General features: G+C 69.6%; 5 protein-coding genes. All 5 read left to right on the top strand.

Going from position 1 to position 8,047, the window contains the following annotated elements:
- A partial coding sequence (locus ACWEV3_RS43195; RefSeq protein WP_452619472.1) for a proline racemase family protein occupies positions 1–349 on the top strand: 349 nt, incomplete at its 5' end.
- Between the two features lie 167 nt (positions 350–516).
- Positions 517–3,942, top strand: a complete 3,426-nt coding sequence (locus tag ACWEV3_RS43190; protein ID WP_452619471.1) for an outer membrane protein assembly factor BamB family protein — start codon at positions 517–519, stop codon at positions 3,940–3,942.
- 83 nt (positions 3,943–4,025) lie between these two features.
- Positions 4,026–5,303: a HoxN/HupN/NixA family nickel/cobalt transporter gene (locus ACWEV3_RS43185; RefSeq protein ID WP_452619470.1), complete on the top strand. Its 1,278-nt coding sequence runs from the start codon at positions 4,026–4,028 to the stop codon at positions 5,301–5,303.
- Positions 5,304–5,586: 283 nt separating this feature from the next.
- The gene (locus tag ACWEV3_RS43180) at positions 5,587–6,981 is read left to right on the top strand and encodes an amino acid permease (protein ID WP_452619469.1); all 1,395 of its coding nucleotides are present in this window, start codon (positions 5,587–5,589) and stop codon (positions 6,979–6,981) included.
- A 301-nt stretch (positions 6,982–7,282) separates the two neighbouring features.
- Positions 7,283–7,888: a class I SAM-dependent methyltransferase gene (locus ACWEV3_RS43175; protein WP_452619468.1), complete on the top strand. Its 606-nt coding sequence runs from the start codon at positions 7,283–7,285 to the stop codon at positions 7,886–7,888.
- Positions 7,889–8,047 lie beyond the last annotated feature (159 nt).

The following is an 8,047-nucleotide window of genomic DNA, read 5'->3' as shown; positions in this document are numbered from 1 at the left end:
CTTCTACGATCGCCTCTCCAGCGCGGAGGGCCGCATCGAGGAACGCAACGTGACGGTCTTCGCAGACGGCCAGGTCGACCGCTCGCCGTGCGGCAGCGGCACCTGCGCCCGCCTCGCCGACCTGGCTGCGCGCGGCGAACTCGACGTCACCGGCGAACTCGTGAACCACAGCATCATCGACACCACCTTCGTCGGCCGGATCGTCGGCACCACCTCGGTGCGGGGACAGCCGGCGATCATCCCGGCGGTGGAAGGCACCGCCTACCTGACCGGGTACAACACCCTCGTGGTGGATCCGGACGACGACCTTTCCCGGGGGTTCCTGCTGCCCGTCGCGGAAACGCCCTGAGCGGCGGACAGGTCCACAACGGATGGGAGCCGACGATCCGGCAGCGACTTCCCGCGGGAGAGCTCTCGTTCGCGCGAGTCGCTCCCGGTACGAGTTGGTCGTCGTGCAGGAGAAGCTTCGCCGGTTGTTCTGCTGCCGGACTCCTCGGACCTGCATCCTTCCTGCACATGAAACCAATCCGCGCAGCGGCCGGGACCGGTCTCGTGCTGCTGCTCTTCGTGCTGGGCTTCGGTGCGCAGCCCGCATATGCGCATGTGTCGCCGCAGCACGCCGAGCTCGTCGTTTCCACCGAGGACGACGTCACCAGCGGGAGGCTGATCGTCCATCACGACGTGGTGTCGCCCGAGAACGCGGGGGCTTGGGCAGCGCGCCTGCTGTCCTCCTCCTGCCCGGCCACCGGCTCCGGTGTTGCGGGCGACGGCGGCGGGGTTCCCGGTGGTGTGGTGGTCGAACTGGCGTGGGGCTGTCACGTCGACGAGCTCGACCTGACCTCGATGCTCCGGGAGGGGGGACTGACCCAGGCCGTCGTCGAGTTCGACGGCAACACGGTCGATGCGACCGCGGAAACCCCGGTCGTCGACGCGTCGGGCGCCCATCCCCCGCCTTCGAGCCTCGCCTTCCCGTGGCTCACCGCGGCGCTTGGCATCGCCCTCGCCGTCGTCGCGCTGCAGGTCATCCGCTTGGTGCTCCGCCGCCGCTCGCAGCCCGAGCAGCCGCTGGCGCGCGGCCCTGTCCGACGCCGCAAGCGGCTGGTGGCGGCCGGTGCCGCCGTGTCGGCGGCTCTGGTGCCGACCGCAGCCGGCACGTCGTTCGCCGCTGACACGGCGGTGACCGCAGATCCGGTGCCGGTGCGGGGCACGGTCTTCGCGGATGTCAACCGAAATGCGGTGCGGGACCCAGGCGAGGCCCCCATGCCCGGCGTCGATGTCACCGACGGTGCCGTCTGGACGACCACCGGCGCCGACGGCTCGTACACCCTGTGGATGGACCCGGCCCGGCGGGAGACCGATCTCGTCAGCATCGTCTCCCCCAACGGCTACACCCCAGCGCTGCGCGAGGACTACGTCCCGCAGTTCTTCCACGAGGTGCCCGACGGTGCCGGCCCGCACACCGGCATCGACTTCGCCCTCGTGCCGGACGAGAACGCCGCCGACCCCACCGAGAAATGGGTGATGGACTCCGACATCGAGGTCTCCAACACCAGGGACGAGGCGGCGCGCTCGACGCTGCCGCAGTGGACCGGCCAGGTCGAGGCGATGTCCGAGGTCGACGGTGCGACGATGGCCATCGCGACCGGCGACCTGACGGTCACCGACTACGCCGCGGAGCCCCGTCGCCAAGGTGGCTACGACATCCTGCGGAAGGGCCTGACCGACGGAAAGCTCGGCATGCCCTTCTACCCGACGCTCGGCAACCACGACGTCGGCGGCACCGCCACCTCCCAGGGCTACGGCGGAAGCCTGGAGTACTACCGGCGGAACATGGGCCCGGAGTGGTACAGCTTCGACCGCAACGGCCGCCACATCGTCGTCCTGGAGGACAACTACGACTCCAGCGGCCTGAAACCGCAGCTGGATTGGCTGCGAGAAGACCTCAAGCGCCACGCGGTCGGCAAGCAGGTGCTCGTCTTCGCGCACCGGTCGCTGTTCACGGTGTGGGGACCAGGCGCGGGCATGCAGCCGACCATCGACGAACTCGCCAAGTACGACGTGCGGATGTTCGCCGCCGGCCACAACCAGCAAGCCGAGTACCGCCGCGGAGCCTTCGACCGCTCGGTCGAGATCAACAACCAGGGCACCTACGGCATCGACGGCGCCCACCCGGACTACAAGATCCTCGACTTCAAGTCCATCACCGACGACCCGCGCACCCCTCGCAACGAGGACACCGGCTACGTCATGGGGACGCACCGTCAGTTCGACATCAACGATGATGCCGCGCTCGTCAGTCCCGCACAGGGCAGCGTCCACCCCGCCGGCGGGAAGATCCCCGTCGAGCTCTACGCCGAGGACAACGGCCGCACCCCGGCCGCAGCCACCCTCACCGTCCGCGACGACCGAGGCAAAGCGGTGCGGCAGCAAAGCGGGCTGAAGTTCGGCGCAGGCAACAAGCGGACGGGCATCGAGAACTGCTTCGCGCCGCCCGGTGGCACCCCGGAGCCTTGTCCGGATGCCCGGATCTCCTGGACCCGGGTCAGCGACCACCTCGACGATCTGCGGCCGGGAACTTACACGGCGGAGATGACCGCAGTGGACACCGAGGGCCAGGCCTGGCCCATCCTCAAGAACTCGTTCACGGTGGTGCCCGAAGACGAGCTGGCGAAGCCGGAGGGCGGTCAGGACTGGACCCGTCAGGGGCGCGACGAGGCGGGGCGCTCCGCGAGCGCGGACGATCCGGGCGCCGAGCTCGACCTGCGCTGGGCCGCCAACACCGGTGAGCAGTTCAACCTCGACGGATCGGTGATCGCCGACGGGAAGGTGATCGTCTCCTCACGGGCGTTCGACTCCCCGTACAGCACGATGCTCGCCTACGACCTCGCCTCCGGCCGCGAAATCTGGCGCACCTACCTGGACGGCGACGCCGAGTCGGCGCCCACCCTGCACGACGGCAAGGTCTACCTGACCACCGCCGTCGGCCGGATCTACGCCCTCGACGCCAAGGACGGCCACGTCGTCTGGCAGACGATCGAGAACGAGGAGCGGCACGGCGACACCGTGCGCCGCTACGGTCGCGCCGGTGGTCCGGTCAGCGTTTTCGACCTGCAGGGCCAGAGCCGCACCGTCGCCGTCTACCAGAACTGGAACAAGATCCAGTGCCGCGACGCTCGCAGCGGTGACCTGCTGGGCGGCTTCAACGGAGCGACCAGCTGGGGCCAGTTCCACAGCACTGCCGTCCGCCAACCCGGCTCCAACACCGCCTACCTGCACACCGACTCCAGCAGCACGCTGGTCGCCATGGACCTCGCCAGCTGCAGTCAGCTCTGGGTCCAGAACACCCAGGGCGGCATCGACAGCCACTCCTCCCCCGCCCTCACCGATCCGGCCGGAGGAGACCCGAAGCTGGTGACGATGACCGCGAGCGGCGCCCGCGGGCACGACCTCAAGACCGGTGCCGTCCTGTGGCAGTCCCCGGTGGGCGGCGCCAGCACCTGCGAACCCGGCCCCGCCCCGCTGACCAGTCCCGCCGTCTGGGGCGACATCGCCTACATCGCGAGCCGTGACGGTGTCATCCGCGCCTACGACACCAGCGCGGCCGAACCCGGCGAACCGCTGTGGGAAACCCCGGTCGGCTACCTGCCCGGCGAGAGCCCCCTCGACGACGAATGGCGGGTGGCGAAGGGGTGCACCGAGGGGCCCGGTTCCCCTGCGATGCACGCCGTGGTCACCGAGGACCGGCTGTACGCGGGCACCTGGGACGGACGTCTGGTCGTCCTGGACCGCGCCACCGGCAAGCGGCTGACCGAGTACGACCTCGGCGGCGGCGTGGCTTCGGCGTTGTCCATCAGCGGCGACTGGGTGTTCGCCCTCACCGACGACGGCACGATCCACGCCCTGGCGGCCCGGCACCCGGCCGGTAGCGGTCACGGCAGCTGACAGGTCAACCGGTACACCACTCCCGCCCTGCGGGCTGCTCGCAGTGGAGCAGCCCGCAGGGCACTCCTGATCGGAATACGGCCGTGCACTTCCTCAACCTCGCCCGTTCCAAGGCGGGTCGCCTCCTGCTGGCCGGCGCGTTCGCAATATGGGCGCTGCTCGGCCTCGCCGGTTCGGCGGACGCGCACCCCTTCGGCACCCCTCCGGTCGCCAGGATCGCCGCCGACGGCAACGCGGTCGATGTCATCTGGTCAGCCGCGAACGACGACCTGGCCGTGCTCCACGAAACGGCGGACGCGGCCAACACGTCCGAGGCGCAGTACCTGGGCTCGCACATCCAGCCGAGCCAGGACGGCCGGCCCTGCCCGCTGGACCACGCGGACACCACGCGCCTCGACCAGGACGGCGCCCGCCTCCGCTACCGCTGCCAGAACCCGGTGGCCACGGTCGACTTGACGATCACAGTGCTGAACGACGTCGCCCCGGAGTACCGCACGATCTCCGTCACCGAGTCGGGCGGCGGAGGCCTGCACACCGCCGGTGAACCGACCCGCGCACTCGCGCTCGGCGCACCCGGCAGCAGCGACACGAGCGCGGCAGCAGGACCGCGGGAGCCGTTCAAGATCTGGACCACGGACCTTTCCGGACTGCTGGAACACCGCGTCGTACTGCCCTTGGCGCTCCTCGTCTCAGCCGCGGTGGGAGCTTTTCACGCATGCGCTCCAGGACATGGGAAAACGCTCGCCGCGGGCTTTCTCGTGGGCGGCCGGGGACGGGCACGGGACGCAGTATGGCTGGGCATCATCGTCGCCTCGATGCACACGGCGTCCGTCGCCACGCTCGCTGTCGGATGGTGGCTCGCCAGCGAGAACGCCCCGGACATCACGGCGCTGACGGGCTGGCTGCAGCTGATCGCGGCCCTCGTCGTGGTGGGCGTCGGGGTGGGATTGCTCCGGCACCACCTGCGCAACCGAAGCCACCCGCATGGACATGGACACGGCCACTCCCATCCGCTCCCCGGCGAATCCCTGCTCACTTGGCGCGGCATCGTGCTGCTCGGCACCTCCGGAGGCCTGCTCCCCTCGCCATCGGCGTTCCTCGTCCTGCTCAGCGGACTGCTCACCGGCAGGGTCGGCGCTGCGGTGCTGATGGTCGCCGCGTTCGGACTCGGCATGGCGTTGACCCTGACCGCTGCCGGGCTCGTCGTGCTCCGGGGTCGCGACGAACTGCTGACCCGCGCCGCCGACTCGCCGACGCTACGCGCTTGGACCCGGCGGGCGCCCATCGTCGCCGCCTCGGCCGTAGTGCTCGGTGGTGGTCTGGCTTCCGTGCTCGCCGCGGGACGCGTCCTGGTTCCCTAGCACTCCAGCGATGAACCGACCGCGAGCCGGCCAACGCTCCCCGTCCCGTGGATCAGCCGCGTCCTTCGGGACAGCCGGGTCCGGTGTGGTGCTTGTGACGCGGAGGGGGGGTTCGAACACAATCAACTCCGCTCGAACGGTGCCCGCGGAACAATGACACCTCGCGGTGGATGCCTGATGGTGGTCTGCAACACGCACGTGGCCGAATGCACATGCGACGTTTGCGACATGGGCCTGGAACCGACCTGGCGGCAGCGCTGCCGCATGAACGGAGCTTCCTCACATGAGTCAGCCACCCACCGAGGAATACCGCCGCGCGCTCAGCAGCCGGCACATCAACATGATCGCACTGGGAGGCGCGATCGGGGTCGGGTTGTTCCTGGGTTCGGGCAAGGCCCTGCACCAGGTCGGCCCCGGCCTCATCGCGATCTACGCGATCGCGGGCCTGATGATCTTCTTCGTGATGCGCGCGCTGGGCGAACTGCTGATGTACCGGCCGGTCAGCGGCTCCTTCGCGGAATACGCCGGGGAATTCGTCGGACCGTGGGCCCGGTTCGCCACCGGGTGGGGGTACTGGCTGGTGTGGATCGTGACCGGCATGGCCGAGATCACCGCCGTCGGCAAGTACTTCCAGTTCTGGTTCCCCCACGTTCCACAATGGATCCCGGCACTCGTCGCGCTGTTCGTCCTCACCGGCGTCAACCTGATCGCGGTACGGCTCTTCGGCGAATTCGAGTTCTGGTTCGCGCTCATCAAGGTGCTCGCCATCATCGGGCTGATCGTGCTGGCCGCGGCGATCCTGGTGTTCGGCTTCAGCGATCTCGGCAGCTCGGCGGCGGTGAGCAACATCTGGTCGCACGGCGGCCTCTTCCCGAACGGCCCGACTGCCGCGCTGCTGTCGTTCCAGATCGTCATGTTCGCCTTCGTGGGCGTGGAAATGGTCGGTCAGACCGCCAGCGAGAGCACGAACCCCGAGAAGGTGCTGCCACGCGCGATCAACTCCGTCATGTGGCGGATCTTGATCTTCTACGTCGGCGCGCTCACGGCGCTGACCGTGCTGGTGCCGTGGAACCAATTCCCGGCGAACGGCAGTCCTTTCGTCCACGCCTTCAGCTTGATCGGCATCCCGGCGGCGGCCGGCGTGGTGAACTTCGTGGTGACCACCGCGGCGCTGTCGTCCTGCAACAGCGGCATCTACTCGACCGGGCGAATGCTGCGCACCCTGTCCCAGGACGGGCAAGCGCCGCGCAAGGCCGGCCGCCTCAACGCCCGCGCCGTGCCATCCCGCGCCATCGCGGTCACGTTCGTCGCGATGCTGCTGGGCGTCCTGATCAACTACCTGGCCCCCGAGGAGGCCTTCACCTACATCACCAGCGCGAGCACCGTCGGCGCCATCTTCACCTGGGGCATGATCATCGTCGCCCACCTCGGGTTCCGCCGGAAGGTGGCCGCGGGTGAGATCCGGGCGGGGAAGTTCCGGATGCCCTTCGCCCCGTACTCCAACTACCTCGTGCTCACCTTCCTCGCGCTCGTCGTGGTGCTGCTGGCGTTCGACCCGGACACCCGGATCGCGCTGTACCTCACCCCGGTCCTGGCCGGCGCGATCGCGGTCGGTTACCTCGCGGTGCGACGCCGCCGACCGGTCACCCCGACGACCGCTCCCGCCGAACGCCTCTGACCTGACGACAGGTGACGGCTCGTGCGTGCGCTGGCCCCCCGTCCCAGCGCACGCACGGCGAGGTTCCCGGGACGGGATCGTCCACTTTAGATCGAAGTGGGCCTCTCGGGACAAGCGGCTGACGGTGTCAGGCGGTTTCGTGACTGGCGCGGAGGTCGTTCGTCACGAGCCCTTCGAGATCGGGCGGCTGCGCCTCCCAGCCGGGCGCGAGCGAACCAGGGGACCGGACCAGCATGCGCGACGAAGTGATCATCCGGGCGGCGATCTCCGGCCGCTCACCGGGCTCCGGGAGAATGCGGACATGGTTGAGCAGAGCATCTGGATGCAGAAGGTCACCGCCGACCCCGAGCACTCCACCTGGTACGTCGAACGCTTCCGTTCCATGGCGCGCGCCGGCGACGATCTCGCCGGGGAAGCCCGCCTCGTGGACGCCCTGGTGCCGCGCCACGCCCGCGTCCTCGACGCCGGCTGCGGACCCGGCCGAGTCGGCGGCCTGTTGGCCGAAGCCGGCCACGACGTCGTCGGCGTCGACGTCGACCCGGTCCTGATCGAGGCCGCCGAGCAAGACCACCCGGGGCCGCTCTGGATGGTCGGCGACCTGGCCGAACTCGACCTTCCCGCCCGGGGCATCACGGCACCGTTCGACGCGATCGTCTGCGCCGGGAACGTGATGACCTTCCTCGCACCGACCACGCGCGGTGCTGTGCTGAAGCGGCTCCGTGCGCACCTCGCGCCGGGCGGCCGGGTCGCGATCGGCTTCGGCGCCGGCCGCGGCTACGAGTTCACCGACTTCTTCGAGGACGCGACGGCAGCAGCACTCGAGCCCGACCTGCTGCTGTCCACTTGGGACCTGCGTCCGTTCACCGACGACTCGAGCTTCCTCGTAGCCGTCCTCCGCGGACGATGAGCGCCGGACGTAGTTCGGCCGCGCCGATGAACGCCAGCCGATCCACGGCACCCGCGCCGTAGACGCGATAGCCGGCCGGGGTCCGCTCAACGGACAGCGACCCCCGTGCTGCCACATGGCCCTCAACCAAGATGGAGAACAAGTTCAAAGCAAGCATGC

The organism is Saccharopolyspora sp. NPDC003752, assembly GCF_053605825.1.
The sequence above is the reverse complement of the archived record's forward strand: the minus strand, read 5'-3'. Positions and strand labels throughout refer to the sequence as shown.

Coding starts and splice junctions, on each gene's coding strand:
- ACWEV3_RS43190 (WP_452619471.1), top strand. CDS start 517: ATGAAACCAATCCGCGCAGCGGCCGGGACCGGTCTCGTGCTGCTGCTC.
- ACWEV3_RS43180 (WP_452619469.1), top strand. CDS start 5,587: ATGAGTCAGCCACCCACCGAGGAATACCGCCGCGCGCTCAGCAGCCGG.
- ACWEV3_RS43175 (WP_452619468.1), top strand. CDS start 7,283: ATGGTTGAGCAGAGCATCTGGATGCAGAAGGTCACCGCCGACCCCGAG.